The organism is [Phormidium] sp. LEGE 05292 (assembly GCF_015207735.1).
Taxonomy (GTDB): Bacteria; Cyanobacteriota; Cyanobacteriia; order Cyanobacteriales; family Aerosakkonemataceae; genus Floridanema.
In genome coordinates, this window is sequence record NZ_JADEWG010000069.1 from 1 (window position 1) to 26,603 (window position 26,603).

The following is a 26,603-nucleotide window of genomic DNA, read 5'->3' on the forward strand; positions in this document are numbered from 1 at the left end:
GTGGTGACGGTGGTGGTGGCTGTGGTGGTGGCTGTGGTGGCTGTGGTGGTGGTTGATTTGATTATAGTTGATGAATCATTATTTTCGCGATCGCACCCACTAGACTCTACCTAGATTATCAGTAGGAATAAGTAATAACCTGAGTCATCCCTATTATATACTGGGTATCGAGCAATTACCGAGCGCACTTTCTCGATAGAAAAACATGAGTGGAGAAACAGAACTGTCAAATTTAATCAAAGGAATAAAACCGCAGTTACAAGCTGGCGAATATGTATTTTGTACTGTACCTGACAATCAAATCCCAAAAGATATAGAACCAATTTGTATTTTTCGGGAAGCAGAAGGGACAACGTTAATTATTAGCAAACAGGAGGCCGATCGGCTTTCTATTCCTTATTCCTTTGTGGCTGCATGGATTACGTTAACTGTTCATTCTTCACTCGAAGCAGTTGGTTTGACAGCTGCTATTTCAGCAGAGTTAACCAAGGCTGGTATTAGCTGTAATGTGATTGCTGCTTATTATCACGATCATCTATTTGTTGCTCAGAAAGATGCAGAACGCACCAGAGAAATTCTGTCGATAATGAGCTTGAATGAAGTTATTAGTACTCCCGATTCATGAAAAAAGTTTGGTTGCTGTTTTGGATATTTGTAGGTTCGATTACTTTCGCAGTGATGTTATTTTCTAATGCCCAGAATCGAGCGACAAAAACCCTCACTCAAGCAATTGAACCACCACTTCAACCAGAAATTGAGTATAAATCTTACAGCTTGCCACAAAGCTTAGTGCATACACTACTAATTCCAAAAGCTAGCCGTTTTTCTGTAAGACCTGTGGTTTCACCAACACTTGAACTGGTAGAAAATATAGCAATAAAACATCAAACATTTGCAGCTATCAATGGTGGATTTTTTGACCCGGTAAACCAAAAAACTACTTCGATTGTGATTCGAGAAGGAGCGTTAATTGCTGACCCAAAATTGAATGAACGGTTTATTAATAATCCTAAAAATGCCCCTTACCTAGACAAAATGCTCGCTCGAAGTGAATTGAGACGTTACATTTGTGGAGAAACCATTCGTTATGATATTAACCTTCGCAACGAACCAATTCCTGATAGTTGCCGTTTAGTAGATGCCTTGGGTGGTGGGTCAAGTTTATTGCCAGAATTAAGCTTGGTTTCAGAGGGATTTGCGGATGTGGCGAATGGAAAAGTTATTAGGGATGTATTAGGAAGCAACCAACTCAATGCTAGAACGGCAATTGGTATTACTGTTGATGGTAGTCTTTTGTGGGTAATGGTGGCGCAAAAACCAGAAAACCCTACTACTTCGGGAATGTCCTTACCAGAATTAGCTAAGTTTATGAAGTCGTTGGGGGTGGAAAAAGCGATGAATTTGGATGGAGGCAGTTCCTCATCCTTCTATTACAAAGGGCAGACTTTCTATGGCAAAGTCGATAGCCAGGGAAATTGGGTGAAGCGACCTGTCAAATCAGTTTTACTGGTTTTTTAGAATTTGTGCGCCATGGCGCACATTTTTAGCGCATTAGATTTCCAACTTTTTGAACAATATGCAGCCTACATTCCGCACCCTCAACTTTCGCATATTTTAATCATACGCCCAACAAAAAATCATTATTAGACCTCTTGTAATCAAAATCGGAGAATCTCGATCGTCCGTGCAGTGACTTAGTTAAGTATGACGCAGCTTGCTAAAGCTGCGGATCAGGTAGGCGGCGAGGAAAAAGAACGGTGTCCAGCCAACGAGGAAGAGAAAAAACGCTGGCGAAAACGAACCCGGCTGATTGCCCAGATAAGTGCTAGTAGATGGATCGTCGCCCTTGAGCGCAATAGCGATCGCAGGTCCAAACCCCTGAAGCGCACCCCACCAACTGAATGCTGCCAAGGAGCTCATGCCGAAGCGATGTCGCGCTATATCCGTTGCACGGTTATGATTCGAGGACGGGGTGGTTCGTGCCATAACGATAACAATGAGGATGAAAGTCCAGATCATCCACAGCGCACCAGTCCACGGATTAAGTCGCCAAGTGATAATAACCGTGAGTACTAGTCCCGTCGCAACCAGCAGGCTAGGCACCACTGGGACAGCCGTCTCCCTCGACTGCCAACGGAATACGCGCGGCGGTGTGACCTCTCGTAAAATGTAGAGAATGCACAGACCCACAAACAGAAAGCCCAGGCGTGCCGGATAGGTGCTGGACATGGTGTAACCCGCATACTTCGTATGGTTTTCTGATACGAAAAAGCAGAGTCGAACCAAGTCGAGGACGATCCCGGTGAGCGCCACGACGACCATCGACCAAGCGAAAAAGCGTCCCGCTCTCAGGTGCGATCTGCTGCCCTTTGGCGCTGTGAAGGCTACAATAGCCGAAATCGGTGCGATCGCTCCCGCGACGATGTGCAATAAAAGCATCATCAAGAAGAGGGAGTTGGCAAAGGAGCTTCCGTAAATGACGGGCTTGTGAAGCAAAAATGTTGATTCCACTGCTTACTCCTCTCTCTCGTGCAAGCGTATCATCAGCAATGTTTCCTGAGAATTTTTCATCCTGGAAGTATCTTGAGGATGAGATTGAGAAGATCCTACAAGCTTTTTCCTATTCAAATAGATAGAGTTCCACAAAAGCTCCCCCCATGCAGCGAGCGTGAGTACAAATTTCTCACGAGCGATCGCTTCCTAGAACAGAAAATCTAACTCTTAATTACTGGATTGTAATCCAATGCCGCCCGCTCCCAACGCCCTAAATTCGCTGCTGCTTCGTAAGTGCTTTGCAAGAAATTCAGCACCATTGTGTCTGGATCGCTTGCCTGCCTTACTGCCTCATAAGGCAAGACGAACTCTTGCATTTCCGGGCTAAAGAAGGCTTCCTGGGGTTGCACCGGGTAATCTGAGAATCCTTCGGGGGCTGGATAGGCGTAGGCATAGAATAATGCCTCGATTGCGCCTTTGCCAAACCAAAACCCGCAACTGCTTACTTCGTGGGAGTAAGCCTCTCGCGTCACCCAGTCTGCCATCCCTGGCACACCCCCTGGATGCTGGGGCGCACGTCGTCCTGAGAAGCGAGTCACTGCTAAATCAAAGCTGCCCCAGAAGAAATGAACTGGGCTACACTTTCCTGCATAACCAGTCCGGAAAATCGTCAAGAGGCGGTCGCATTGCACGAGAATTCGCCAAAACCGTTGAGCATAGTCTGGATCGTAAGCTGCGTGCTGAGTATCCTGCTCAAAGGGAATGGGATCGCTCACTTCCTGTGGCATTGTCCAGATGTGCAAGTCTATTCCCGCATCCAGTAGAGTACTCATCACCGCTTGATAAAAATCAGCCACAGAACGGGGCATGAGTGGGATCGTTTTTGTCATTCCATCGCTGGTTTCCATCGCCAATTGATGATTGAGAAAATCAAAGGTGATTTGAAAAGTGCTAGTTTTGTAGGGAATGGTTGATGTAGTCAGTCCACGTGGAGTGACATAAAGAGTGGAATGCCACCAGTGATTAACTTTCGGAGCCAGTGCTAATCGAATCTTGCCAATAATCTGAGTCCACAGATGTAGCGTTTGATTTGTATCTTGCCAATCTGCGATTGGTAAGGACACCCAAACTTCTGAGTCTAAATTAGACGTGGGAAGAGCCATAACATTTTCTAACGACTTATATTTAACCTGTTGTACTCTACTTTGATGCACGCATCCATAATCACTTTTAATCCGGCTTGCAATGCTTTTTTGGCAGAGGTTTCGTCATAGATACCTGACTGGGCCCAGATGGTTTTGGCATTGATAGCGATCGCATCAGAAACAATTTCCGGTAGGTACTCGCTGCGCCGGAACACATTGATCAATTCTACTGACTGGGGGACATCTCGAAGTGAAGCGTAGCAAGGTTGCCCATCAATTTTGCTCACCGTTGGATTGACTGGAATGACGATATAGCCTACTTGCCGCAAGAATTGAGCAATCTGGTAGCTGATGCGAGTTGGGTTGTCGGAATGTCCCACCACAGCAATGACTTTAGTTTGAATTAATATGTCACGCAATATATCGTCGTCTAATTTTAAATTGGGCATGGAAGAGAACTCTCCTGAAAAATTAGCTGCGACTTAGCAGTAGATGAGTTTCAGTCCCCTTGCGGGGATTTGATGGTTTGAAAGCATTACCGCAACGAGTTGCAAAGGGCAGCTGAGTTTCAGTCCCCTTGCGGGGATTTGATGGTTTGAAAGTTTTTGCTCAGACTGTAATTGTTTCTCAGTTGATTTTTTAAGTTTCAGTCCCCTTGCGGGGATTTGATGGTTTGAAAGTTCGGCTCCGAAGAATCAATCCCAGGGAAAATGTTTCAGTCCCCTTGCGGGGATTTGATGGTTTGAAAGAATAACGACATCAATAATTAAGGCAAAAGAAATAGAGTTTCAGTCCCCTTGCGGGGATTTGATGGTTTGAAAGATACATCTTAATAATGAAAAAAAAGTGAAAAATAAGTTTCAGTCCCCTTGCGGGGATTTGATGGTTTGAAAGTCTATTATTGACGACAATGGTAATCAAATTATAATTAGGTTTCAGTCCCCTTGCGGGGATTTGATGGTTTGAAAGTTCTAGTTGTGGTGAGCAAGTCCGCAAAACATTAAGGTTTCAGTCCCCTTGCGGGGATTTGATGGTTTGAAAGGCCTGTAGCTTTGCGATAAAGCCCTTGAGATAAAGTTTCAGTCCCCTTGCGGGGATTTGATGGTTTGAAAGAAGACATACTCGGCACGGCTCCCGGTGCTCAGTCTGGTTTCAGTCCCCTTGCGGGGATTTGATGGTTTGAAAGGAAAACTTTTGCTGCCCGAAACTTTGGCGAAGGATTGGACGAGTTTCAGTCCCCTTGCGGGGATTTGATGGTTTGAAAGATCACTTTTATCTTTATAGCCATAAAAGAATTTTTCGTTTCAGTCCCCTTGCGGGGATTTGATGGTTTGAAAGTTGAGCTATTACTATTACTACGACGACAGGGAAACTGGCTTCGTTTCAGTCCCCTTGCGGGGATTTGATGGTTTGAAAGTAACCTTGCGTAAAGGTATTAGAGCAGGAATAGTATGTTTCAGTCCCCTTGCGGGGATTTGATGGTTTGAAAGGCTCATCTTCCCAAAGCAAAAGCGGCACTAGTACAGGAATAGTATGTTTCAGTCCCCTTGCGGGGATTTGATGGTTTGAAAGTTGCCTTATTGTCACGCTCAATGCTGTGCTTTACAAGGGTTTCAGTCCCCTTGCGGGGATTTGATGGTTTGAAAGGTCAAAAATTCTAGCGACAAACGCAAAGAGCGTAAGGTTTCAGTCCCCTTGCGGGGATTTGATGGTTTGAAAGTAAAAACAGATGAATTATACCCTCTTGCGTATAATCAAGGTTTCAGTCCCCTTGCGGGGATTTGATGGTTTGAAAGATCCAACCAGTAGCAATTAATGATAATTCAATTGGTTTCAGTCCCCTTGCGGGGATTTGATGGTTTGAAAGTACTCACATTTTTGGGCCGAACAATCCTGCTAGACAAGTTTCAGTCCCCTTGCGGGGATTTGATGGTTTGAAAGTGGCATAAAAATCGTACACCCATAGATTAGCGTTCATCTGTTTCAGTCCCCTTGCGGGGATTTGATGGTTTGAAAGCATTTCTCTTTATTAATAGGTATTTCCCCGAATGCCATTCATGTTTCAGTCCCCTTGCGGGGATTTGATGGTTTGAAAGTGTTACTTATTCGTAGTATAGAATAAAATCTGGGTTAATGCCATTCATGTTTCAGTCCCCTTGCGGGGATTTGATGGTTTGAAAGCGAAAACTCAGTCTGTAACTGAAACGACTTATTATTCTTAGTTTCAGTCCCCTTGCGGGGATTTGATGGTTTGAAAGATTGCCCTTTGTCTGTTGCTTTTGAAATCCGTGCAAAGTTTCAGTCCCCTTGCGGGGATTTGATGGTTTGAAAGTTGCCAATCTGGGAACCCCATCCAACATACAAATTGTTGTTTCAGTCCCCTTGCGGGGATTTGATGGTTTGAAAGATCGCAACAATCGCTGCAATTGCAGTTGTTCTTCGATGTTTCAGTCCCCTTGCGGGGATTTGATGGTTTGAAAGACAGCCGCCCAAAACCCTGACTAACCGAGGCTTATGAAACCACTTTTCGGGAATCGCAAAATTGACCTCATTTGGGCTGAGCTTATTGCTACTAATTAGCAATAACTGAGCGGTTACTGAAACTGAAACTATTTAATTGTCAAGGTTCTAAGCTTTTTCGTGAATCCCCCCAGGTTTTTGCTCCCACTTGGGTTCACGAAAACTATGATAAATCAGCAGCATTCTCTTGTCAATATTTTCCGTTTATGTTATACAACCTGGCTTCAAAAGAGAAACCAGGCTTCAGGTGAATAAATTGCTAGACTTCTAGATTAATTAAAGAACGATCGCAATTTCCTGCCTTGGTTCCTCAGAACCGTAAGTAATGGTGCGTTTCAAAGATCCAGCATCCAAAACATAAATGCGTACAGAATCTTCTTTTGGCTTAATCAACTTTTCAATTTTCTGTTGCAGCTTCACAAATTGGATTGTAGTCAGAAAACATTCAAACACGCTGTATTGCGTCCACTTGCCGTAACCAGATAACATTTTATGTAAGCGATTACGCCGCTTATTAGCTGCCTTGGAATCCGGCAAATCGTAGATTACCAAATAAAACAAAGTATCTTTCATCGTAACACCAAAGGTTTGTAAGTAATGCCTTCTTGTAGATAACGACTCAACAAACGTGCCTGTAATTCGATCGCCCGTCGATAAGTACAGCGATAATCAAAAACTGGATGGGTAAACTCATCATTCATCTTGCGTTCAAACGCCTGTAAAAATCGCTTCCGTCCATCATCACTAAGTCGATAAGCACCCAAACTTTCTGTAAAATCATTTGGTTGAATTTCACGTTTATTCAATACAGACAACACCAAACTATCCGCCACTAAAGGACGAAATTCTTCCATCAAATCCAACACCATTGCAGGTTGACCTCGACTCACTTCATGCAAATAACCAACATAAGGATCGAGTCCCACAATATGAACCGCTGCTGTTACCTGTACCCGCAATAATCCATAGCCAAAACTTAACAAAGAATTCACCGGATCGGTGGGAGGACGGCGATTTCTTCCCGGAAAAGACCAAGGTTCTTTTAACATAGCTGTCCATTCTGCAAAATAATCTTTAGCTGCAATACCTTCCACCCCTCGAACTTCATCTATAGAGTGTTTTTGTGTCGCTAATTTCTTATAACTTTTCAGCGAACTATTAGCAATTTTTTGCCGATACAAAACCGTATATTGATTTTGAATTTTCCCAGCAACAATTGCCTTAACTAACTCTAGTCTGCGAGGAGAATCATTGTAAAGTTCAAACTGTGCCAACCGCAGAGAACCATTACGAGAATAACCAGGTAAAGCACTACCTAAATATTTGCCATATATCGAAAGATAATGAATCGGTATTCCCAACTCTAAAGCATAAGTCAAAGCATCACCCGTGACTTGAGGATTACCCATCAATACTACTTGTTCCACAGTTTGAGCCGGAACTGATTGTTTTTTCCAAGTATCATCTTCTTGTTTCAGAGAAACAGTAAAAGCTTCATAGTTTTTATTCAAAACAGCTTCGGGTTGCGTGACATAAAGTACAGACATTTTTATTTAAACTCCTTGACGCATTAATTGTTTAACTTCAAAAGGCAGACAAATTTTGATTAAGCTACAAGCGTGACATTTCTTTGGGTTGTCAATAGGTGCAGGGATTTTACCAACCGTAGTTTGTTGTGCAGCAATAATTGCTTGTTCGGTCATTTGGCGTAACTGCGGCGTAAATTTTACCTGCTGTCTGCGCCGATTACCGTAATAGAAAATTTCCCCGAACGGAATCTCTCTTCCCGTGCGTTCTTCTAAGCACAAAGCCGCCGCACAAAGTTGAAAATGGTCATTCAAATGTTGTGCCATTTTCCCTTTTTTATACTCCAAAGGAATCAGTTGATTTTCCCGTTCTTCTACCGCATCAATAATGCCGCTAACTTTTAGGCGTTCGCTCCATACCCACTGCTGACGATGAATCAGAGTATCGCCTTCTTGAGAAGTTCCTTCTTCATTGATATTTTCATGCAAGTAACGCCCAATAATGATATGTTCGTTATCTTCCATTTCGCCTAATTGGTATTCCAAATAAAAGCGACGAGAGCAATATTCCCAAGCATTTAAGTAAGCCAAAGGTAAGTAATTGCCATTCATAATTTTCCCTAAATAATTCTGGTTTGTCCCATACCCATTGCCGTTTTGCGCCCAACTCCAGCAAAAGCAGCGAAATGAGCTAAAGTTGTCGCAATTTGAGCTTGTTCGTTATTAGGAAACTGATAACGCACCCAACCTTTTGCACCAATTTCTGCTACCCCTTTCATTTTTAAAGCAACCGTTTGGAGTTCATAAGCAGCAGTAAAAGCTTGCCATTCAATTTCAGGTAATTGTAAGTCTTTAGGTGCTAAAACATTCCACTTTCTCCACAAACTAGAAAATACTAATTTTGGTAAAGGAAAAGGTTGAATTACCTGCCCTTGTTTAAAGCTGGTTGGCGACAAAAATTCTAAGTCAATAGTATTTTGACTAGGAACTTGAGCCAAAGCAGAAAAACTAGTCGAATGCTGAATATTTACCCACTTTCCTAACCGACAAGGAATCTTAGTTAAGGTAATCTCATTCCCAATATCCTGACTCATTCCCCAAAGTAAAGGAGCAAGTAAATTCCTTTGCAAGATGCTAATTCTTAAAGTTAATTGGTTAGCAGTTTTACCAGGTTTTACTACTAAAGTGAAAGGGAATAAATCAGAACTATGTAGTCGTTCTGCTAAAGCGCGATCGGCAGTTGCTAACCACTGAAAACATAGAGCATGAATTGCCCGTCCTAAAGTTGGTGAAAGAGGTTCAAATGCTAATAAAGAAATCTCTACAATATGCAATTCATGACGATCGATTTCTACTCCAGTTAATTCATAAGATTGACCTTGCCATTGCACCACAGTTCGCTGACTAATTTGCCCAAAAATAGAGGGGATAATCTCGGCATATTGTCCCGAATCAGAAGCAACCGCTAAAACTTTATTCACTCCATTTTTTCTTGCCAAAGGTATCCAAATTGGCAAAGGCTCTACATTTGATAACCAAGTTTGTAGCGGGGTAATATTGCTGCTATTAGTTGGTTGTAAAACGAGGCTGAGTCCGGCGATCGGCAATTCATTTTCGCTCGTATAAATCATATTTAGCACTACTAGCTATTAATGACAAAGGTAAAAATCCAGTTTGAATAACTCGATCTTTATCTAATTGTGCTTTTTCATTAGAATAAGGATTGATTTTGCTAAACTTGGTTTTAGCGCCCAAATCATCCATCAACTGCACAATAAAGCTTTGGTTTGGTTGGGGTGTAAATTGAGGATTTGATGTAATTTCAGTAGCATCCGGTAAGTATTGAAAAAAGCAACCACGCTTTCCAAAATAGTTAATTTGTGCTAACAATTGTTGCAATTCTTCTACCTTAACAGTTGGGCCAAAACAAATTTGTAAATTGCCCTCTAGATACACCCATTCCCGAAACACAAATCCATCCTGCATCGGTACAGTAGGTCTAGTTTTATCTGCTTTATCAGCAGTTTGGTCGTAATATCGTAGTTTGTAACCATTCCGATTTACTATTAATCGTTCCGGCGGTTGGACAAAAATTTGTAAGTCACGAATCCAGGTAAATTCATCGTTAGTCCACGAATCAAACTCTGTGCTGTGTGCGAAACCTTCACTTTCTAGTAATACTTTCAGAAGTGCCATTTTAATCGCGTAAGGAGTTGGCACTAAATTTGACCTCGCTGCCATACTAGTAGCATCAGAACGCTTGAGAGAAAATAAACTAACTGGTTGGTAAGTAACAGTAAGCCATTGTCCTGTTGAGTCAGGTAATGATGTTTTTGATTTATTCGATTGCTTCGGCATGATTGCTCTCCCAAGGTTGTGCGACGGTAATTAGTTGGGCAATTTGTTCGGCAAATTCTGCCATACTGTTAAAGGGAAATAAATGTACTGTACCTGCGCCATTTAATCGATTCAAAGTATCAGCAATACTCTGAATTTGGTCACGATAAGTTGACTCCAAAGCACTAATCATTGGTGCTGGACAACGGCGGGTAGTGACAGTAATTATTCCTTCAAAATCATCAGGATGTGGCAGATTGGTATTGCGTTTTGCACCATTGGGTTGTAAATAGGTGTACATGACGCTTTTGAGTAAAGCATCTAGGCGTTTTTTGCGTTCGTCTAGAGCGATCGCATATTTGAAATCATGGGGATTATAACCAATGCGAAATGCTTCAATATTTAAAACAGTAGCGTATAATCCCGAACTAATTTGTACGTTGTAAGGGGTAGGATTATCAATGCCATATTTAGCATGAAAATAACTTTGAGTTTTCACAAAGTCAGGTAAACCAACCACTGCACCAAATTCAATAACTGACTCGCGTTTTAGGGTTTGACCTTTCTTTTCTGTCACCATAAACCCTTCTAAATCGCTGATGGTGCAACGTTGAATTACTTTGGCAGTTTTGGCAGTTAAATCAGTTTCTCCTTCAGCAAACAAAAATGTTTTTTGTTTTTCTGCTAACTCGATATCGTAGCCAATGCGATCGGGATTAAATTGCTTACCACCTTCTGATAAAGTCAATCCTTCTTCGATAGTGATTCGGTGTAAATGTTCCGCTTGAATATGTTTGAGCATATCACCAGATACACCATTAACAAACTTTGGTTCCGGGTCGCCTTTTTTGACAATATAGTAACGGCGAGTTAAAGATTGATTACCTTCATTTCCTTCATTATTCAATGCTTGTAATTGCCAAGATACTAAGCCACTAATGGAAATTGAATAAACTGTTAATGCTTGATTAATCATTGGTTAATTCTCCTAATTATTCTTCGTCTGTTGTGTCTTCATCTGAGTCAGTTGAGTCATCAGCAATATCGGGTGAAGGTGATTTTTTGGCTGTATTCCATTTAGCGTAACCATAAGCAATCAATAAATTAGCTACTAGGACTGTATCGAATTCATTGATTAATTCCATCAACCTATCCAAATCTTCTTTAGTAGGCTGCACGCGCTTTAGACGCTTACCTTCGTTTAAGTATTTTTCGGACAAACGCAAATTTTCATGCTCATATTTACCGAGAAAATCTGCGATCGCACAAATAAAATCTTTTTTTGAACCCGACTGACTGCTTAAAAGTTGTGCTAATCCATAATTTCGCTGCCAATCTAATTCCTTTACCCCATCTTTAGTGGTAACTTTTCCCGCATAAACTGTTGCTTGATTTATGGCTTTGGCAATTCTCAAAAAACTGGCATCTCTGGTAATCTTAGTAAAATCAACATCTTTTTTGGTCATGATATTTAGTCCATTTACGGAAAACAAACGAGGGTTTTTCCCTTGAGAATTGGCTAATTGTTTGACAATATAATCAGCATAACTAGCTTGGAACCTAAAAAAGCTAGAGAAATTAGTTCCAGTGATAAAGTCTCGATAAGCTGCTAACAATTCGCTATGTCCGGCTTCCGCTGATAAGGAAACAATTACTGATAGATGCTCTTGTAAAACATCTAAGTAATCGAGAAGTTCGGCATAATTATCGGGAATAATCCACCCTGGTAAACCCAGCGTAAATAATTCTTTGACACCATAAACTTGTCCTTTTGAGCCAAAATGCGTGCCGGGAAAACTGCCAATAAAATCATTTACTGGTTTTACCCAAAATTCAAAAAGATTTTCTTCTCTACCTTTGGCTTTCGCTTGATGATTTTCTAAAAGTTGCTGACATAATTTTAACACTAACTCAGCATCAAATCTCGCAATACCATGTCCGCCGCCTGGTGGATTAAATTGCCTCAAACTTCTTAGTAAGTCTCGGTATTTCTGCAAAGAAATATCTTTCGGTTCTAAGGCGACTACCCGCCAATCATAAGTGTTTTCCGCAACTTTGACTCGCTCAGAAATGGCAAATTCAAACAAGCCATTAGCTATCAACCAAAGAGTTAACCAATCTACTTTTTGAGCATCAGTTCTATTGCTATCGGCTTTGATTCGATTGACTCCCTGTACAGCAGTGGGAAGATAAATTTTTACAGCCGCCGCTGTTTCTGGTAGTTTGACACCTGTTTGTTGAAAAAATAGCTCGGCAACTATTTCTGATATTGGCTGAGTATGATTATTTTGAGCGAAACTTTGACATAAGGCAGTTACTAAACTTCCATAATGGTCTTTAAATTTCCAACTTTCTAACCATAAGCTATTATGATTGCGATCGTGCCGCATGGAAACTAGAATCGCACCATTTTGCGTTCTTGGATCTGGCGGTTTTGGTACTTCTTCACTCCACTCTCCTTTGCCACCAGTTTGATAACGATATTGTTGATATAGTTTACGTTTTTCTACCTCCTTAACTACATCAAAAAAGCTAGTTTCATCTGGTATTTGACTTTCATCTGTTTTCTGTCCTTTGACAGGTGGAAATGGGTTGGTATAATCTAGTTGAGCAAAGGCGGCAATATCGATCGGTTTGGCAAATCGAATTTGGTAATTAGTTCCCGCATCGATTAGCTGCATTTCTCTATTTTGTTGGGTGCGATGCAGTGCATCATCCACAATTTGTGCTAAACCCAATAACAAAAAGGTGTCAGCATAAGTATTAAATTTCTTCGGTACAATCAGCGCCTCAGTCATTGGTCGTTTTTCTCTATTGCTGTTGCTATTCTATTCCCCACTTGGAAAGGGGGTCTTCCAATTAAAGTGATGCTGTTCCCAGGTAAGAAATCTGGAAACAGCGGATGTTTACTTCTGGAACCGACTTGTTTGGGTAGAGGAATTAGCTAAACTGACCGGAGAAAGAACTATGTCCCATCGCCAAAACTTACCAGATTTTCTTACTTGAGAAGGTAAAATCTGCAAAACTCCGTACAAATAACCAACCTCTAACTTCCCATTTTTGGCACGAGTGCGAATTTCCTGAGCAGATAATTTTGCTTTGGCAACTATTTCCAGGAACTCTCGTACTTTCTCAGTAGTTAAACCGTTAGCAACTGGAAACTGAAAATTATTGAGGTTTAGCTCTAATTGCGAGCTTGTTGGTTTATAATTCATAATAATTACGAAAAATGTGAAAGGTAACGGCTTGATGTGGAAGATCAGCCGTTTCTAAAGCAGACAATACGAGGAAGTGTCTCTGAAGTGGAAGTTCAGGGGCACTTTTGTTGTATCCGTACTTTAACACAAGTATTTCTTTTAATCCATAAGAATACACTTTTATTTTTTCTCAGCATTTTGCTAGTATACTTTCAGTGGGGTAGCAGACAGGCTACTGAAGGTTGACTATAGATAGAACAGAATCCCTGCAAGGGACTGAAACTATTCTTATGGGTTAAAGTCTTCCATGCCATTTAACCTTCTGCTATCCTCACCTCCTTAGCATTGCTAATAGAAAAGAGCGTTATGGTTCAAGCAATACCCACAATACCCACAACGGTTACATTTGACGAATTTATTGCTTGGTATCCAGAAGGGACGGGATGCCACTACGAACTACGCAGCGGAGAAATTGTCGAGATGCCTAAACCTACAGGGAAACATTCGCGGGTAGCTGGTTTTACCATAGCTGAACTGAACTTTGAAATTAGACGGCTAATACTTCCCTATTTCATTCCCAAAGAATGCGTAATAAAATCTGTGCGCGACGAGTCTGGGTATGAACCTGATGTGATTGTACTGGATGAAAGATTGATCGCAGATAATCCCAGATGGGAAAAGGAATCTGTGATTACTCAAGGAAGTTCTGTCCGTTTGGTAGTGGAAGTGGTTTCTACTAATTGGAGTGATGATTATGCTTTAAAGTTGGAAGAATACGAAATGCTAGGTATTTCGGAATATTGGATTATCGATTATTTGGGATTAGGAGGAAGGCGCTTCATTGGTAATCCTAAACGACCTACCGTTTCTGTCTATCAACTTGTCGAAGGAGAGTATCAAGTACGTCAGTTCCGAGAAAATGAACGGATTGAATCGCTGATTTTTCCAGAGTTGAATTTGACTGCATCACAAATTTTTCGAGCAGGTAATTGACAATTGTTTCATTGTTTTAAAGTTGAACCGAGCGTTGATCGCATAGTCGTAATGCTCTCACAATTAACCAATATAATTGTAAATATTCCATTTGATTTGGAGAAAACCTTTTGAGGTCTAATTCTCTAATTGGATAACAGTTTTGATTTAGATTTGGTGCTTCTGTTGGTAGAGGTAAAGTTTTGGATAACCAACGAGTCAGACTGCGCCAACTAGATGCGATCGCATTTTGTGCTTCTGAATCTAATTGAATATCTCCAACCTTCCGAATATCTTTAGCTTCCCAGCCTTTTGCCCAAGCAGAATGATGTCTTCCTGCTGCTAAAATTACCGTATATATAATACTGAAAATCTGTTTATTATCAGCATCAAATTCATTTTGTAATAAGGGAAATAGAGATTGTTGTAAAATATATTGTGCTAAGAAAGCACTTTCAACAGCATGGTTAGGTCGTTTGTGTTTAGCTTCATAAGCTTTAAGAGCTTGTTTTTGTTCCTCTTCTTCTGGGTTATAGTCTGTGTGTGCTAGTAAATGTGATTTAGGTGGTTTACCTTTGAAGTTAGAATGTGCGATCGCTTGCCATCCCCTCATCACTGCTTGCCATTTTATTTGTAGTTTCCCTAAATCATGAGTAAAGATTGCTAATAACACCAAATATTCAAACAGTTCTTCTGCTTGGGTTGTGGTTAATTTAGTCAAAATGTTCTGCTGAATAAATCGTCCGCCAGTGTTTAGTAATTCATGACGAACGCTACCATATTCAGTTTTTACCCAAGTACCATTTTTTAAGCCTATTGTTGAGAAAGAATCCCGCCAGCATTTCCACATACAGCCTAAATGTCCGACATAAGTATCCATCTGATACTGATATTCACTAACCGCTTGTTTTGGTGGTTTATTGGGAGAAGTAAAATTGTTACCTTCAACATTTACTCCGATAAGTAAACCAATCTCTTCGTCATAATAAACATAGCGAGGATTAACTAAAATTTGCCAGCTATACACCAAATCATTGTGGGAACGGACAGTAATACAAATGGGTAAATTATAAGTTTCGGCTGCTTTTTCTTTTGGTGATTCAATGCGTTTAAATATCCAATCAATTTGATATTCTAAATTTTGCACTTCGTGCCAAACTTTTAATAAAGTAGTAAGAGGTACAGAAAAGGCTAATAGTTTCTTGGGATTAATTTGTTGATTATCGTCAAAATCAATTAGAGTTGGTTCATTCCAAACAAATACACTGCGATTATCTACATGGCGAATTAAGTCATCGGCAACTGAGCGATCGCCTGTGAATATAGCATCATTGAACTTTCTTTCAAATTCAGCAGAGTCATTTTTCCTCCGTTCTGCTTGTAAAGAATCTGCTGCTATGTGTACCTGATTAATCCATGCTTGTTCTAGGTTAAAATCAACTTGCTGATTAACCTGTTCTGATTGTGTATGTGCTTCTAAAACCTGCCAAGTTAACTCACAAAGTTCTCGCTCGTAAGGCAAAAAGCTTTTCTTTTGTTCTGTTGGTTCTTCTGCAAAATCCCGCTCGCCTAATTCCCCATTTTCTGGATTAATCTGAATACTCCAATAAACGCAAACTTCACCTTTCTCTCCTTTAAATCTGGCACACCTTCCGGCCCTTTGTAATAGTGAGTTCATCGGACATAACTCTGTGTGCATAATTTCACAAGTGATGTTAAGTCCAGCTTCTATTACCTGAGTAGCTATCAAAATATGACAATAACCATCAGCTTGCCATTGTTCAGAAAATAGGGTTTTGATATCAGCTTCTTTTTGGGCGCGATGTTCTGGCAAAAAGCGAGAATGAAGTAAGGTAATTTTTAAGTTACCTTCAAACTTAAGCGCATCTAAATCTCGAAACAAACCTTGCGCTTGCGATACAGTGTTACAAATAACAATAACTCGCTGGCGCTGATTTTGCTGAATGTCATTGAGGATAACTTCAGATGTTAAAGGAGTGGTTATAGCTCTAAAAGTGCGGTGACGATCGCCTTCAATTGCTACTAAATCCATTTGGCTAACTTCAATAATTTCCATGCTCTATTACCTTTCTAATTTGTTGAGATAGTTCATCAGTTAAGGTGGCTGTCATTAGTAGAAATGGTGCAATTCCTTTAACTTGCTGTAAGACTTTTAAGACAGTGGTAAATGAGCGTTCTGGATCTAGTAAGTGCAATTCATCAAATACTAAATAGGAAGCAAAGATTGCTCCAGCGTTGACGTTAGCAGAACCGCGACCTACAGAATAAGGAATGTTGAGAAAACTGCTTAACATTTGGTCGATCGTACAGAAGATTATATCACCTTCAAAACGTGGGTCTTCTGGGTTTTCTCCGGTTTGCAAAGTAACTATTAAAGGTCGGGGTAAAGGATAGTGTTTTGACCAATTTTGAACCAGAACTTCTGTTCTTTGGCGCAAACTATTGGCAAGGGTGCGTAAAGGAACGACGTAGATTAATTTGTTAGGGAAGTTCAGTTGCAGGGGTTTGGCGAAGAGGAAAGGTGCGATCGCAGTCTCCGTCTTCCCCGAACCTGTAGGAGCACGAAGTAAGATATCTTGGCGGTTGAGGAGTTTCTCAATTGTTTGGAGTTGAAATTGTCGCGGAGGGAAGTTAGTGAGGGTGTGGAAGTAGTGGTTAAGGTTCATGGGAGGGAGTGGGTAAGGATAAGTAAAGATGCGATCGCTACTTTAAACATTCTTAATCCATTTAACTTTCTGGATTTTGCCATCTTCTTTGAGACTTGTAATTTCTACTTCCACCTTTTGTCCAACAGAAAAAGGCGCTGTTCCCTTAAAATACTCTTTTCGTTTAATGCTTCCCTCGATTTTACACTCAATTTCATAAGTCGCTTCAACTCCTTTCTTTTGGGATTCAAATTTCGTAACTGTTGCGTTTATAGATTGAGCGGAGTAATATTTAGCTTTTTTTTGCGGGTTGTTAATTATTACTGTCGAAGTTGAAGCTTTTAGATTATTGAGTCGGCGACAATCATCAATCCCTGCTACCTGTAACGGAGTTGGCAACACTCGACGATCTTTGTACTCATTAGGCTCAATCGACATATACTCAGCATCTCCTGAGTTTTTTAGACCATCGGATTGCAACATTGCTAATAACATTTTGATGCGTGGTAGTTCATCTAAACTTGTAGCTTTACGTCCCTCTGGATGGTCATTTTCGTGGATCTTCTCCAGTACATAATCCTCAAAAGCTTTTATGCACTGTTCACGTTCAGACTCCGTGTTAGTTCCTTCTCCATATTCCCACTGATTGTTATCAGTGAATAAGGTATTGTAGCGTTGAGAGCGATCGCCCAACCAAAGCTTATCAATCTTCACTTTAACAGCACCCATACCAAAGGGTTTACCCATACCCAGAGATAAGTAGTATTCTGGTTGAGCGGCGCGAACGAGTACCCATAACAATGCACCGAGTTCAACATTACTCAGGTTTTCAAAGTAAACTTTGAAGGTAAATTCAATTTCTGGATCGATAGGTTTAACTAAGCTGATTTGAGTATCTGAATTTTCAGGAACTTCAATTCTACAGGGTTTATGCCAGTACAGCTTGTGTCCGCGAATAACAGTTTTTCCGGGTGTTTCTTCCTCTTCTGTCTTAATTGGTGGCTCACTAGCATAGTGCTTGAGTTCTAACTTTTTATCGCTAGTTTGAACTAGATAATGCTGAAACGTGGTAGGTTTAGGGCTAGATAAGAGAATTGGTATTAGTTCTCGATCTAGACTTTCCTGCACCTTTTCTTCCTGATTTGGTTTTAGGATACCATCGCTAATAAACACTCGACCAGCACGACTTTGATCTATTTTTTTAGGTTGTTTGTCACGTCGGACAAAACCAAAAATAGCTTCAGCTATATCAATGATAGCTGGTTTATCTTTAGAATCTTTCAGAAAATGAGGAATAAAATCTCGTGCTGTTGAAGCTTGTCCATTACCTTGAGGAGAGTAAGGAATGCGAAAATAAGGGCTTTGACCAAATAAAGTTACTGGTTGTCCAGGTAGGGGTTGACAGTAGAAGATACAACGACCATTTTTAAGAACACCTCTATTTTTATCGAACGGTTCTTGCTGTTGAAAAGCAGTTAAAGCACTACAGTAGTCTCGAATTGCATCTTCACTTATTGAAATCAGTTCAGTGTTAGGGTTTGGTTCTCTGACAATGCAGTTATTTTTTCGTTTTAGATCGTCTGGGTTGGTTCCTCCTTCTAGCATATTACCGCTAGTTACTAAAACGCCTTGATACTGGTCAGTAGTACAATTGTTACTGACTTTCCCAGCAAAACGGCGACCATTTTTTGTGTAGATATCTTGAAAACTAATATTAATAAAATATTGAGGTTTATATTTTGATAAATCCTTCATAGGAATCAAACTAGAGATCGTTTGCAATTTATCTTCTTTAACCCAAATGAATGGAGAATTATCGACAAGCATAGCCGGACGAATAAACCAGCCATCTTGTCTCTCTACCAAGTAACCAGCTTTAATATTTTTGGGATTGATATATTTTTTGTATTCTTCCTTTAAGGGATCGTCATTATCAGCAGCAACCGCCCGAAAGAAAAAGTGTTGTTGATCTGAAACTCTATCTATCTTCCCAAAACTAACAATTTCAACTAAAGTTCGCAGCATTCCTCGTATGCTACTACCAGCTATTACAGCAAGGCTATCACCAGGATGGCTGAAGAATGAGGCAAGAATTTCTTGTCTTTCTCTCTCCCAGTTCGCTTTTTCTTCTTTCTCCCACCGCTCTCTTTCTTGTTGTGTTTTATGTATGGGAGGTTCTGAGTATTTAGCAAAATCATCGGGATGCCAACCGCAACGAGTGTATAGTTTAGATTTCGTTGTCAAAGTGCATTCAATTCTGCCAGTGTGACGTGGTAGTTCAACATCTTTATTAGGATGATATTGATCGCCATCAGGTAAAGGCTCTGCTTCAACCACCTTTTCTGGTAATTCTACAAAATTGTAAGGTGCTTTAGCTATGCGTTGTGGATCGGTAATTTCTTTAATGTGTTTCGGATTCATGATTATTTATCCTAGTAGTTAAATTAACAAGACGACTGAGGTAAATACGAGCTAATCCATCATTGTCATAGGTAATATAATGATGCACAATCAAGCGCACTGGGTTAATCAGCTTGTGATGTTTGTCCAAGGCAATATCGGTAAATGGCACGGCGTGTTTTAGTCCCTGCGAACCGTCCCAAAGTAAGCTAAAATTGTCTCGCTTTTCCCCATGATTTCCCCAGAGGATTTGTCTTTCTGAGAACTTATTTGTGTCTGGATTATCTTGAATTAGACGCGCTAGCAAAGTTTCCCCAGTCCGCCAAAGTAACACCTCACCGTCTTGACCAAAAATACGGCATTGTTGAAGGGTGAGTAATCGTAGCGATGGAAAATCTACTTTAAATTCAGGCTTATGGAATACCTTTTCAGCCGTAGTTAGCTTACCTTCATCAAAGCGACCCCAAATTACACCATCGTCGGCATGAGCTAGCAGATAGTTAAGTTTCCAATTTCTTGCTTGCTCCTCCAACCAAGAAACAAGTGTTTCATCGTCTATAATTCCATCAACAGAAAGTTTTTGACATAAAACTTCGCTCATGCTGCCACCTTTCCAGAAAAATCACTAACAAATGCTTCTAAAGCTTTAGCATCGCTCACCTGGAGATGTTTTCCCTCTTGAGAAATTGTCCAGGTTTGTATTGCTTCTCCGGGCATCTGCCGAATTATCGTTGCATTGATTCCCTGCAATCGTCCCCGTCCGATGCTGCTTTCACCGCCTACAGGTAAATCACTCGTCCACAAATCTTTGAGTAATAAAAGTAGCAAACCAATCTCAGCATTTTTTGGCTGACGCAACTCTAGTTCTAAAGTTAGGCGTGTTTTATCGCTACCAAATATCGGCTGTTCGCTGAATAAAGCACCGTGATATGCACCACCAGTAAAGCGATCGATCGCAATTCGATTTTGCACCAAGTCAGCCGTATTTTCGATGACGCTTTCATGTACAATTAACCGACTTGCTTTAGCTTCCTTAGTTTTGTCTTCACTAAAATCTGGCCCAAATATTTCGTCTATAATCGTTATCGGTTTTTTCAAAGTATTAACAATTCGTTCGGCTCTATGGCGTAATACTCCTGCTAAACTCGTACCAGATAAAACAGGTTTTGGTTCTGTTTCTCCAGGTCGATGTGATTTTAGATGTATGACATCCGGTGCGCATCCAGTTTCAGCTTGACCTGAACGAATTAGTAAGGGACTAGCTAGTTTAAAGGTAGCTTGGATGATGAAGCGATCGCGCTTATCTTCTTTTTCATCTAATACCACACTTAAAGCATCAGCGATTTTATTTGTAATAACAGGTAACTTGTTGGTGCATTCACGATCGAAGAGTAGCCAAGCCATGCGATCGCTATGTTCTCTTAAATCGAATTTCCAAACTTGCCATTCACCCACATGACAGCGACCAAAACCGCGTCGTTTTTTCATGCCAATATTGATTTCACCAAACTCTAAGCCTCGTAAAGCTAATGCTAGTGATTTTACTAGCCTATCTTCATAATTTTGCTGTTCTCTGGGGTCTTGTTTCTGCTCTATGAGTAATTCAAAACATAGAGGAAATTCAGTTTCGGCGGCTAATAGCTCTAAGTCGTATTTCTGACCTTTTTTGGCTGTACTCGTTGTTCCTTCAATTTCTACTCCATCTCTCAATTCTACTGTCGGTATGTTAGTGCTGATACCATCATTCACAATTAATGGACTTTGTTCACCATCATCAGCACGGCGAGTTCCACCAAATAAGGCAGTGGCGCGATCGCACTCTTGTTCTCCTATACCATACCCATGCTCATACTCACGCAAGTAATTTCGCAAAGCACCTGCAATGGATGAACCAGTCAAAAGAGCATGGTCACTAATACTATCTTTGAGTAATGCTAAATCAGTTGGACTATCTACATCACCACTTCCCAGACAAGTAGGAGTATCTAACATTAATGTACCTCGTACAATAATGCGTTTAGTAATAGGGCGTTGGTGGCGGTTCAGACGTTCAAGACTCATTATTATTCTCCTTAGTTGCTTTCTTCGCCACTGCCATAATTAGCCGTAGTGTGTATTTTTCAGCTAGCTTATCTTGTCGGGCAATATCATCATCAAATTTGCGCTCTACATCAGCAATTTTGACTTCTATACCATTAATCCAATTCGTCGGATTCTCTAACCACTCATCTAGCTGTTTTCTGAATGATTTGTTTCCTATTTTTATGCGTTCAAACTGATTCTTGGCATTAGAGGGTAAGCTATTTAGCAGTGAGATAACTAAATTACAGTTTCCATTGGAAAGTGCTTGTCGTGCAACAGATTGTAATCGTGACAATTGGCTGTTACTAATGCCTTCATCCAAACTTAAATACCCAACTTGCTTTTGAAGATATTGTTCTAGCTTTTGTTCCAACAGTCTTTGTGCCATTTGTTCAGCTAAAAGCCGTGAGCCTTCGCTTCTTAACAGAGGTAAGCTAGAGGTACTAGATAACTTTGATAAAATTACTTGAATAGACTCATTTTTTAGCCAATTTATAGCAATTCGTCCAAAACCATCTTCTCTTCTCTCTCCAATTCCGCAAGCTTCGAGTAGCTGAATTTGTTCTGAAGTAATCTCAATATCTTCATTTTCAAAAACAATTACGCTGCCTGCTGCTAAGGCTGGAACTTGAGGTAAAGGCAATCCCCATTTGCGGTTAAAGCCACCGATTAGAGTACTGCTAGTAAAAATACCTCCCGGTTTTGGTTGAGGCAAGGTTATATTTAACACGGCTTCAATTGCTTGTTTAATCAAAGTTGGATCTGCTACAGATTGACCTTGTTGATTTCTTAACAAAGTATCGCTGAGAAGGGTAATGCTTACAATTTGATCATTTTCTCGGTCTTCTGCTGGAATTCCTATTTCACTCCAATTATCGCTAGATGGTTTTGTTGCAATAATTTTAGTATGTCCGTATCCAGCACTTTGAGAACCTCCTAGCCAGATATTTGGTTCGGTTAATAAATTCTGAATTGTTTTTACATCGTCATCTCCACAAAGGATGATAGATTGAAAGGTTTGTCCTGCATCTAAAGCATCGTAGCGGAAGAGTTCGCCTTGTTTATCCGTAGAGCGTCCTTGTTTGCGATCGCGAAAATTATGAATATTAATCCGTCGCTTCTCTTTGTATAACTTAACAATTCCTCCTTCCTTTGACCAGAAGTATTCACCAACAGCTTTTGGGGTTTCGGGATCTTCTCCTTTATCAATACTGAAATCATATACAGTTATAGGTGAATTCTCAGTAAGTTCTGCATCCTTATCCTTGAACCAAGACAAAGGTAGAGGAAGAGTACGTTGATTTTTTTGACTCAAAAGATACGCATTTAAGTAGCGAGTACTGTTGGCATCAAAGAAAAGTCGCTTCACTTCATCATTAGTTAAATCAAGTTCTGCCAAGTGATGCTGTCTCATATAACGCCCAATAATTGCACCGCGAATCATGGTACCAGGGATATAAGAATACGACACATCGCTGTTTGGATCGCCTTGAAATGAAGTAGCAAGAAGTGGTTGCTGAGTTTCTAATGTTAAAGTAATTGCTTTCATGCAACTTTATCCTTAATCTCTTTTCCAAAATGATTCATATATCGATGGGTAATGTTATTTCCTTGTGAATCGTATAACGTACATTGAACGTGACCACGACCCCGATTTCGTCCACTACCCAAGCGTCGAATTGCCATAGCGCCAACAGCTAAAAGCGATAGCATTTCATCACTTGGAATTTCCTCAAAGATTAAGTCAGCAGTGAAACAAAGGTCACGCAAAATAACACGATATGAACGCAAGCTTCCCTCATCCGATGCACCAGATTCTGGGTCTATTGCAGTCTGACGACGAATAGTTGTTAGAGAATCAAGTACTTCTGTTTTTGTTAAAGTTTCATCCTGAATTTGGAAGGCAACGGCTTGACGCAAATCATCTGGTAAACAAGCATCTCCCACATGAACTGCTGCGATGGTTCCAATGGTGCTACCAAGCGTACCGAATAATTTACAAGCAACCTCCTCCCAATCCCGTTTATGATGAGAAAGTACAGCGATTAAGTTATCGCATTCTTCACTCAGTAATCCCTTGAGAGTACGTCCCCGCAAGTAGGGAAAGCCATAAATATCATGCTCTACTTCTTGGTCGATTAAACCCGCTACCCCATCCCCGCGTCCAAAGGTAGTATCACTCAACAGTTTGATTTTCAATTGATAAGTTGACATCTGACTCTTCCCTCAATGAGATATAAAATTCCATTGCTTCTATAGCATCAAAATAGCCACAAATGCCATTCAGCCAACCTTTTTCAGCTAGGTTCGTACTTTGACCGCTAAATTCTGGAAATGTTGGTAGTTGCTGATCTTTTATTTTGTAGTTTTTGAGAAACTTCTGAGTTGCATCAAGCCCTTGACGCAGCACTTCCCGTAAGGCAATTACTTTATTTCGACGACCTTTCCAGTCATCATCTTCATTAAAGTGTTGGACTACTTTTGTAAAACCTTCCCAAGTACGCCAGTCGCTATCACGTTCTTTTTTCAAACTGATAGGACGCATTGATAAACTACCTGCTGGTACTTCATACTCGCGCTGACGTATTTCAGAAATTGATCCAATTAATCCACTTGCTGCTAAATGCCAATCTAAAGCTGAGAAATCGTCTTTTGCAAATCTCTTACTCTCATCTTTAACAAAATTTTTGGCTTTACGGCATAAGTCTTCGCTAAGTTCATAAGCTCGTACAAAAGGGTAGTGAGTTTTAACAACACAAATCCCAGCACAGGCTTTAATAGGTTTACCGTCTACAATTGGTTGTTTCTCAAGTTCTTCAAGATAGATTGTCGCCAATTCAAGCCCTAAGCGTCCATCACAAACGAAAGTAACGTCATCACCACCATAAACGAGAGGACGAAATGGCAAGTAGTTATCTTTGATTTCAAATTTACCCTTGACCTTTCTCTTCCCATCTTTATCTACCTCAATAGATTTAACCAGTATCTCTATCACTTTTTTGAGTGCTGTAATACCAGCCTGATTAACGCTGTGGGAAAGTTTACGCATATCGATAATGTAGTCCCGATTGCATTTATCTTTGCCAAATTTTTGAAAGCGTTTTCCCATACCATTACCATCAGCATGAATCACAGCAACATAGCTAGAATCTCCTGATGAACGACCCATATAGTCAGTTCTTAGGGGAAATTCATAAATTTCGGAACTCGTGTTGAGTAATCTTTCTCTAAGTTGACGATTTGCAAAACGAACCGCGTCCAGTTTTTTCTGAATTTCTCTAGAAATTAGATAAGGTTCATCATCTTCAATTTTTTCACTCATTCCTACAGCAACTAATTGAGTCGATCTACAAGTTGCTGTTACTCCCAAACCTAGTAATGGTGCAGAAGGTATCCTGCTTCGCTTTTTGGCATCCAAGTCATTTTTCATCAAATCCTGAACATTATCATAAAGAGATTGGCTATCCCAATCAAACTCTTTATGGGCGGCTACAAGATTTATACCCGGTCCTTCTTCTAAGATTCGCTTACTCAAAATCTGAGTAAATTGCACAGCATACTGCTTGTCTGAAAATAGTAATACTGTATTACCACCACCTGCATAAACTAACTCAGCAGCTAGTCCATCATCTTCGATGCGTGGTTTTGCATCTGGTTGATGTTGTTTAGGATTGAAAGCATAAACTTCTTGCTTTATGTGGTCTTTCAATTTCTCTAAAGCCTCTCTCGCCCAGTTATCAGTTGCTTGAGAGACTAAGTAAGATGCACCAATATTTTCACGCAGGCGGTTACTGCCGAAAATGTAAGGCTGAATTCCCGTTGTATCCAGTACAGTTACCGTAAACTTTCTCATCTTGCATCCTTATCAGATTGTTTAATCCATTCTTCAATCTTGTCTGATAAATTAATTAGATCATCCCGTCCAAACACGGCAATCTTTTTATCGCCTAGTAATGCCATCTCAGCTTTGAGTGTATCTGGTTCATTAGTACAACAAATTAAAGCCACTCTCGCTTCATCACCCCCCATTTGTCTTGCTCGTATGTATGCTTCAAAAAGTTTACTCTTACATCGTTTTCTGTCGCTGAGCGTTGAGATCGAAATTGCAAAAAGCTGATAGCCTCTAGTAAACGCTACATCAAACTCAAATTTGTCACTTCCTGGGAGAGGCACTTCAAAATTAAGCCCGTAGTCTTTGATAGAGTTTCGCTCAGTAATATTTTCAACTTGTTGCAAAACATAATGCTCCAACCAAAAACCGTCAAGATATTCACAAAAATGTTTGATTTCTTTAAACACAGGCTCCTCTTTCTCGGTTTTGAATTGTTGTACTAATTGCAGTGAAAGTTTGTCATCTAAGTCAATCAAGTTTCCTCGTTTAAATTCAGTCTCAATTTCTGGCGGTAATTTTTCAACAGATATTGATAATGTGGCTAAGTTTGTCTTGTTTTGCCAATCACCTCTTTCCCCATTTTTCTTCTTCTCCTTACGAGCTTCTTGACAGAAAACATTGTAGTACCAATCCAACCACTGCTTTGCCTTATTCTCATCCTTAAATACCTTGGCAAGTACTGCTGCTAATTCGGGTAATTGCGCTTCTTGTCTGGGTTTTCCGTTTAACTTTAAACTGTGAAGCTCAAAAAGTTCTACAAGTTTGACTTCCAAATACTCTGGCTTCACTTTAAGGCGGATGCGATCGCCATCTTCCCTGTCTATGCACATCTCTAGCTTGCGTGGGTCAAGATAGCTAAAAACAGTTTCGGGACGCTCTTTGCTGAAAACAGCCCTGTAGGCGTGTACAGCCATTGCTTTAGTACCACCCGTGTAATTCAATCCAATTTTTCCCACTTTGATAGCTTCTAGTTTTGAACGAATCTCCTCTTTAATGTGATAAGCATCGGATTCGTAATCATTAAGCGGCACAAGTTGCGCCGTCTTTAAGCCAATGGGTTCATTACTCAATATTGTTTGCAAACGTATTGCTGTATCTGTTGTATCCTTTGAATAAACTAGATAGGGCGTTCCTCCCTTATTTAACAAAAGTCGGGCAGCTACATAATTAGGCAACGGGTTTTCACCGATGAGCAAAAAGAGGTGATCGACTTTGTATTTATCAAATTCAGATGTGTTCATAATTGCTGGCGTTTAAAGTGTGTATGAGGTTGCTGTTGCTTCAGAAATGCGATCGCTTCCTTCCATAAAACAACAGCTTGAACAAATGTTTTCCATTTATTTATCCCGATTATTGCATCCTGTCGGAAACAG

At 40.4% G+C, this 26,603-nt stretch carries 23 protein-coding genes and 1 CRISPR repeat array; of the genes, 3 read left to right on the forward strand and 20 right to left on the reverse strand.

Going from position 1 to position 26,603, the window contains the following annotated elements; all coding sequences use genetic code 11:
* Positions 1 to 205 precede the first annotated feature (205 nt).
* Positions 206 to 625: an ACT domain-containing protein gene (locus tag IQ264_RS18715; protein WP_193982321.1), complete on the forward strand. Its 420-nt coding sequence runs from the start codon at positions 206 to 208 to the stop codon at positions 623 to 625.
* On the forward strand, positions 622 to 1,518 hold the full coding sequence (locus IQ264_RS18720) for a phosphodiester glycosidase family protein (protein WP_193982322.1): 897 nt from the start codon (positions 622 to 624) through the stop codon (positions 1,516 to 1,518). The genes IQ264_RS18715 and IQ264_RS18720 overlap by 4 nt, the downstream gene beginning before the upstream one ends.
* 180 nt (positions 1,519 to 1,698) lie before the next feature.
* Here IQ264_RS18720 and IQ264_RS18725 read toward each other — a convergent pair whose 3' ends face one another.
* The 11 genes from IQ264_RS18725 to IQ264_RS18775 form a co-directional block, all read right to left on the reverse strand.
* A complete protein-coding gene (locus IQ264_RS18725) occupies positions 1,699 to 2,511 on the reverse strand; it encodes a hypothetical protein (protein ID WP_193982323.1) in 813 nt (270 codons plus the stop codon).
* Positions 2,512 to 2,714: 203 nt separating this feature from the next.
* On the reverse strand, positions 2,715 to 3,656 hold the full coding sequence (locus IQ264_RS18730; RefSeq protein WP_193982324.1) for a DUF5996 family protein: 942 nt from the start codon (positions 3,654 to 3,656) through the stop codon (positions 2,715 to 2,717).
* Positions 3,657 to 3,664: 8 nt separating this feature from the next.
* Complete coding sequence (locus IQ264_RS18735) at positions 3,665 to 4,087, reverse strand: CoA-binding protein (RefSeq protein ID WP_193982325.1); 423 nt, start codon at positions 4,085 to 4,087, stop codon at positions 3,665 to 3,667.
* A gap of 47 nt (positions 4,088 to 4,134) precedes the next feature.
* Positions 4,135 to 6,119: a CRISPR direct-repeat array (repeat unit 37 nt; unit sequence GTTTCAGTCCCCTTGCGGGGATTTGATGGTTTGAAAG).
* Between the two features lie 315 nt (positions 6,120 to 6,434).
* A complete protein-coding gene (cas2, locus tag IQ264_RS18740) occupies positions 6,435 to 6,731 on the reverse strand; it encodes a CRISPR-associated endonuclease Cas2 (protein WP_073595174.1) in 297 nt (98 codons plus the stop codon).
* The gene (cas1d, locus tag IQ264_RS18745) at positions 6,728 to 7,705 is read right to left on the reverse strand and encodes a type I-D CRISPR-associated endonuclease Cas1d (protein WP_193982326.1); all 978 of its coding nucleotides are present in this window, start codon (positions 7,703 to 7,705) and stop codon (positions 6,728 to 6,730) included. The genes cas2 and cas1d overlap by 4 nt, the downstream gene beginning before the upstream one ends.
* A 6-nt stretch (positions 7,706 to 7,711) precedes the next feature.
* Positions 7,712 to 8,296, reverse strand: coding sequence for a CRISPR-associated protein Cas4 (cas4, locus tag IQ264_RS18750; RefSeq protein WP_193982327.1), 585 nt, complete (start codon positions 8,294 to 8,296; stop codon positions 7,712 to 7,714).
* 8 nt (positions 8,297 to 8,304) lie between these two features.
* Positions 8,305 to 9,315, reverse strand: a complete 1,011-nt coding sequence (gene cas6 / locus IQ264_RS18755; RefSeq protein ID WP_193982328.1) for a CRISPR system precrRNA processing endoribonuclease RAMP protein Cas6 — start codon at positions 9,313 to 9,315, stop codon at positions 8,305 to 8,307.
* Positions 9,293 to 10,042 (reverse strand): hypothetical protein, encoded by a 750-nt coding sequence (locus tag IQ264_RS18760; RefSeq protein WP_193982329.1) that lies wholly within the window; start codon positions 10,040 to 10,042, stop codon positions 9,293 to 9,295. Before IQ264_RS18760 ends, cas6 begins: the two co-directional genes overlap by 23 nt.
* Positions 10,023 to 10,997 (reverse strand): DevR family CRISPR-associated autoregulator, encoded by a 975-nt coding sequence (locus IQ264_RS18765; protein ID WP_193982330.1) that lies wholly within the window; start codon positions 10,995 to 10,997, stop codon positions 10,023 to 10,025. Before IQ264_RS18765 ends, IQ264_RS18760 begins: the two co-directional genes overlap by 20 nt.
* Positions 10,998 to 11,013: 16 nt before the next feature.
* On the reverse strand, positions 11,014 to 12,819 hold the full coding sequence (locus IQ264_RS18770) for a hypothetical protein (RefSeq protein ID WP_193982331.1): 1,806 nt from the start codon (positions 12,817 to 12,819) through the stop codon (positions 11,014 to 11,016).
* Between the two features lie 108 nt (positions 12,820 to 12,927).
* Complete coding sequence (locus IQ264_RS18775; RefSeq protein ID WP_193982332.1) at positions 12,928 to 13,236, reverse strand: hypothetical protein; 309 nt, start codon at positions 13,234 to 13,236, stop codon at positions 12,928 to 12,930.
* 348 nt (positions 13,237 to 13,584) lie between these two features.
* Here IQ264_RS18775 and IQ264_RS18780 point away from each other — a divergent pair, with 348 nt between their 5' ends.
* The gene (locus IQ264_RS18780) at positions 13,585 to 14,211 is read left to right on the forward strand and encodes a Uma2 family endonuclease (RefSeq protein ID WP_193982333.1); all 627 of its coding nucleotides are present in this window, start codon (positions 13,585 to 13,587) and stop codon (positions 14,209 to 14,211) included.
* 16 nt (positions 14,212 to 14,227) lie between these two features.
* On the opposite strand, the gene cas3 is transcribed toward IQ264_RS18780, so the two are convergent.
* The 9 genes from cas3 to IQ264_RS18825 are packed head-to-tail and all read right to left on the reverse strand — an operon-like array spanning position 14,228 to position 26,471.
* The gene (gene cas3, locus IQ264_RS18785; protein ID WP_193982334.1) at positions 14,228 to 16,267 is read right to left on the reverse strand and encodes a CRISPR-associated helicase Cas3'; all 2,040 of its coding nucleotides are present in this window, start codon (positions 16,265 to 16,267) and stop codon (positions 14,228 to 14,230) included.
* Positions 16,254 to 16,877 (reverse strand): DEAD/DEAH box helicase, encoded by a 624-nt coding sequence (locus IQ264_RS18790; RefSeq protein ID WP_193982335.1) that lies wholly within the window; start codon positions 16,875 to 16,877, stop codon positions 16,254 to 16,256. Before IQ264_RS18790 ends, cas3 begins: the two co-directional genes overlap by 14 nt.
* 42 nt (positions 16,878 to 16,919) lie before the next feature.
* A complete protein-coding gene (locus tag IQ264_RS18795; protein ID WP_193982336.1) occupies positions 16,920 to 19,277 on the reverse strand; it encodes a TIGR03986 family CRISPR-associated RAMP protein in 2,358 nt (785 codons plus the stop codon).
* Positions 19,258 to 19,857 carry a CRISPR-associated protein Csx19 gene (csx19, locus tag IQ264_RS18800; RefSeq protein ID WP_193982337.1) on the reverse strand — a complete coding sequence of 200 codons (600 nt, stop codon included), beginning with the start codon at positions 19,855 to 19,857 and terminating at the stop codon, positions 19,258 to 19,260. Before csx19 ends, IQ264_RS18795 begins: the two co-directional genes overlap by 20 nt.
* Positions 19,854 to 21,317 carry an RAMP superfamily CRISPR-associated protein gene (locus IQ264_RS18805; RefSeq protein WP_193982338.1) on the reverse strand — a complete coding sequence of 488 codons (1,464 nt, stop codon included), beginning with the start codon at positions 21,315 to 21,317 and terminating at the stop codon, positions 19,854 to 19,856. Before IQ264_RS18805 ends, csx19 begins: the two co-directional genes overlap by 4 nt.
* Complete coding sequence (locus IQ264_RS18810; protein WP_193982339.1) at positions 21,307 to 22,887, reverse strand: RAMP superfamily CRISPR-associated protein; 1,581 nt, start codon at positions 22,885 to 22,887, stop codon at positions 21,307 to 21,309. Before IQ264_RS18810 ends, IQ264_RS18805 begins: the two co-directional genes overlap by 11 nt.
* Positions 22,884 to 23,552 (reverse strand): RAMP superfamily CRISPR-associated protein, encoded by a 669-nt coding sequence (locus IQ264_RS18815; RefSeq protein ID WP_193982340.1) that lies wholly within the window; start codon positions 23,550 to 23,552, stop codon positions 22,884 to 22,886. The genes IQ264_RS18810 and IQ264_RS18815 overlap by 4 nt, the downstream gene beginning before the upstream one ends.
* Positions 23,515 to 25,191, reverse strand: a complete 1,677-nt coding sequence (locus tag IQ264_RS18820) for a Cas10/Cmr2 second palm domain-containing protein (protein WP_193982341.1) — start codon at positions 25,189 to 25,191, stop codon at positions 23,515 to 23,517. The genes IQ264_RS18815 and IQ264_RS18820 overlap by 38 nt, the downstream gene beginning before the upstream one ends.
* Entirely contained in the window at positions 25,188 to 26,471 is a 1,284-nt protein-coding gene (locus IQ264_RS18825) for a Card1-like endonuclease domain-containing protein (protein WP_193982342.1), read from the reverse strand. The genes IQ264_RS18820 and IQ264_RS18825 overlap by 4 nt, the downstream gene beginning before the upstream one ends.
* Positions 26,472 to 26,603 lie beyond the last annotated feature (132 nt).

What these genes read in the sequence shown, in the direction of transcription:
- IQ264_RS18715 (WP_193982321.1), top strand. Translation starts at nt 206, where the DNA reads ATGAGTGGAGAAACAGAACTGTCAAATTTAATCAAAGGAATAAAACCG.
- IQ264_RS18720 (WP_193982322.1), top strand. Translation starts at nt 622, where the DNA reads ATGAAAAAAGTTTGGTTGCTGTTTTGGATATTTGTAGGTTCGATTACT.
- IQ264_RS18730 (WP_193982324.1), bottom strand. Translation starts at nt 3,656, where the DNA reads ATGGCTCTTCCCACGTCTAATTTAGACTCAGAAGTTTGGGTGTCCTTA.
- IQ264_RS18735 (WP_193982325.1), bottom strand. Translation starts at nt 4,087, where the DNA reads ATGCCCAATTTAAAATTAGACGACGATATATTGCGTGACATATTAATT.
- cas2 (WP_073595174.1), bottom strand. Translation starts at nt 6,731, where the DNA reads ATGAAAGATACTTTGTTTTATTTGGTAATCTACGATTTGCCGGATTCC.
- cas1d (WP_193982326.1), bottom strand. Translation starts at nt 7,705, where the DNA reads ATGTCTGTACTTTATGTCACGCAACCCGAAGCTGTTTTGAATAAAAAC.
- cas4 (WP_193982327.1), bottom strand. Translation starts at nt 8,296, where the DNA reads ATGAATGGCAATTACTTACCTTTGGCTTACTTAAATGCTTGGGAATAT.
- cas6 (WP_193982328.1), bottom strand. Translation starts at nt 9,315, where the DNA reads ATGATTTATACGAGCGAAAATGAATTGCCGATCGCCGGACTCAGCCTC.
- IQ264_RS18760 (WP_193982329.1), bottom strand. Translation starts at nt 10,042, where the DNA reads ATGCCGAAGCAATCGAATAAATCAAAAACATCATTACCTGACTCAACA.
- IQ264_RS18765 (WP_193982330.1), bottom strand. Translation starts at nt 10,997, where the DNA reads ATGATTAATCAAGCATTAACAGTTTATTCAATTTCCATTAGTGGCTTA.
- IQ264_RS18770 (WP_193982331.1), bottom strand. Translation starts at nt 12,819, where the DNA reads ATGACTGAGGCGCTGATTGTACCGAAGAAATTTAATACTTATGCTGAC.
- IQ264_RS18775 (WP_193982332.1), bottom strand. Translation starts at nt 13,236, where the DNA reads ATGAATTATAAACCAACAAGCTCGCAATTAGAGCTAAACCTCAATAAT.
- IQ264_RS18780 (WP_193982333.1), top strand. Translation starts at nt 13,585, where the DNA reads ATGGTTCAAGCAATACCCACAATACCCACAACGGTTACATTTGACGAA.
- cas3 (WP_193982334.1), bottom strand. Translation starts at nt 16,267, where the DNA reads ATGGAAATTATTGAAGTTAGCCAAATGGATTTAGTAGCAATTGAAGGC.
- IQ264_RS18790 (WP_193982335.1), bottom strand. Translation starts at nt 16,877, where the DNA reads ATGAACCTTAACCACTACTTCCACACCCTCACTAACTTCCCTCCGCGA.
- IQ264_RS18795 (WP_193982336.1), bottom strand. Translation starts at nt 19,277, where the DNA reads ATGAATCCGAAACACATTAAAGAAATTACCGATCCACAACGCATAGCT.
- csx19 (WP_193982337.1), bottom strand. Translation starts at nt 19,857, where the DNA reads ATGAGCGAAGTTTTATGTCAAAAACTTTCTGTTGATGGAATTATAGAC.
- IQ264_RS18805 (WP_193982338.1), bottom strand. Translation starts at nt 21,317, where the DNA reads ATGAGTCTTGAACGTCTGAACCGCCACCAACGCCCTATTACTAAACGC.
- IQ264_RS18810 (WP_193982339.1), bottom strand. Translation starts at nt 22,887, where the DNA reads ATGAAAGCAATTACTTTAACATTAGAAACTCAGCAACCACTTCTTGCT.
- IQ264_RS18815 (WP_193982340.1), bottom strand. Translation starts at nt 23,552, where the DNA reads ATGTCAACTTATCAATTGAAAATCAAACTGTTGAGTGATACTACCTTT.
- IQ264_RS18820 (WP_193982341.1), bottom strand. Translation starts at nt 25,191, where the DNA reads ATGAGAAAGTTTACGGTAACTGTACTGGATACAACGGGAATTCAGCCT.
- IQ264_RS18825 (WP_193982342.1), bottom strand. Translation starts at nt 26,471, where the DNA reads ATGAACACATCTGAATTTGATAAATACAAAGTCGATCACCTCTTTTTG.